We start from the raw sequence: 2,152 nt of genomic DNA on the forward strand, positions 1-2,152 counted from the left end.
TGGTAAAGAGATGGATGAAGAGACTGGCTTGTACTATTACGGTGCAAGATACTTGAACCCTGTGACGAGTCTGTGGTATGGAGTGGATCCGTTGGCGGAGAAATATGTCACTACTGGTGGATATGTGTATACACTAGATAATCCAGTAAAACTGGTGGATACCGACGGGCGGAAAGTCTATATTTTCACAGAAACGAAGGGAACTGATCATACATTTGTTGCTATTGCAGATAGTAAGGGCATTACAGTTTATACTTATGGTAGGTATGGCGATGGTTTGGGTCCTGTGGGAGAAGGCGTACTTGTTAGATATAATGGGGATAAAGCAAAAAACTATATAAAAAGTGAGCTATATAGGATGGAGGCAAAAGCTTTCCAAATTAAAGATGCGAGTGATAGTAAGGTTAGAAATTATTTTGACTCTAAATATAATGTATCAAGTACGAGACCTGATACTAACAAGCCTAATATTAAAAAATATGGAAAAGTTATAGACGAGTATAATTTATTTAATAATAATTGTACTACAATGAGTTCAGATGCAATAAAGGCAGGTGGTTCAACTGTGTTTGATGCAAAAGGAATTTTTTCAAATTATGACGAAGACTTTGTTATACCATCTTCATTGCAAAAGTATTTAGAGAAATCATCAAAAGATAATAAGAATGTAAATGATGCAACTGATAGATTAAAAACGTATTACTCGCAGGCAAAGAAAATAGAGAGAATAAATGGAGTTGGTTCCTCTGGTTCCAGTTCGGAGGCAATGGGATCAAGTTCTGGTTCAAGTGCAAATACTTCAAGCTCAGACACTTCCTCTAGTGGAAGCGGATCCGGGGCATTTGGTAGTAGCTTTAACAGTAGCTATTGAAAATAGAAAACAATGAAAAAATATATATTCATATTCGTAGCTATATCTATTTTATGGCTAGTTATATATACATGGGTTATATTGGGTTTTTATACTACAGTAAAATATAACTTTGAGATGTCAATAGATGATAGTAATACCCTCGATAGAATTTATTTCTTATTAGGTAGTACTTCTTTGTTGAGCTTGTTCTGGTATATAATAAGCATTATTATGATCGCTTTTATTTATTATAAGAAAAAGTGATGATGATATGTAAATATTGACAAATTTATATGAGCTCAATCGAATTAAAGAAGAATTATTCTGATGTGGGTGAGATCGATATAGGTTATAACTTTGTAGGACAGATTGGAGTCTCCACAAGTAAAGAATTAGGTAAGGAAAGTTATATCGTAGATAAGATAGGCTACGATAAGGACGGACACACCGTTTACACCAATCCCGGCAATGGCACGGAAAGCCGCTACACATACGACAAGCAGCGTGAGCGTTTGCAGGAGATGACGCTCACTTCGGCGGGAAGTACCATCATGCAGAACAAATATAAGTACGACTTGGTGGACAATATCCTCGGCATCATCAACAATGCCGACCCGCAGAATATAGCCGATAAGAACAAGGCGAAGCTCGGCGGGGCAAACAGCCACAGCTACACCTACGACGACATCAACCGATTGATCTCTGCCAACGGCAAAACCAAGACAGCATCGTATTGATTGGATATGACCTACGGCATCATGAGTGAGCCGCTGACAAAAGTTCAGAAAGTGGATTCAACGACAACAGCTAAGTCTTATAACTTCGCTTATAAGTATGAGGACAGTAACCATCCGACGGCTCCAACGCAGATTGGTCACGACCATTACACGTATGATGCCAATGGTAATCCAACGCTGGTAACGAACGATTCAACGAATACTACCCGTGAGATGTACTGGGACGAGGACAACCGCTTGATGGTACTCTCTGACAATGGCAAGACGAGTCGTTACACTTACAATGCTGCTGGCGAACGCATCATGAAGAGTTATGGTACGATGGAAGGTGTGTATATCAACGGTGCACCACAAGGCATCACGTTCCACGAGACAGACAACTTCACGCTTTATCCTGCAAGTATTCTCTCTGTAAACAAGAATAGATTCACGAAGCATTACTTCATTGGTGACAAACGAATCGCCAGCCGTATCGGTACAGGATTGTTCAATAACGTCTATGGACGCAACGGTTCATACGTAACGGCTGGTCAGCAGGACTATGCTGAACGTATGAATCAAA

The 2,152-nt window shown here is 39.5% G+C and carries 1 protein-coding gene and 1 pseudogene; both read left to right on the forward strand.

Annotated elements, in window-relative coordinates; all coding sequences use genetic code 11:
* Positions 1–871 (forward strand): RHS repeat-associated core domain-containing protein (locus tag HMPREF9144_RS13885; protein ID WP_006046126.1); only part of this gene is annotated, 871 nt, incomplete at its 5' end.
* A 533-nt stretch (positions 872–1,404) separates the two neighbouring features.
* Positions 1,405–2,152 (forward strand): annotated as a pseudogene (locus HMPREF9144_RS13585) (RHS repeat-associated core domain-containing protein); the annotation flags it as partial.

Source organism: Prevotella pallens ATCC 700821 (assembly GCF_000220255.1).
GTDB classification, from domain to species: Bacteria; Bacteroidota; Bacteroidia; order Bacteroidales; family Bacteroidaceae; genus Prevotella; species Prevotella pallens.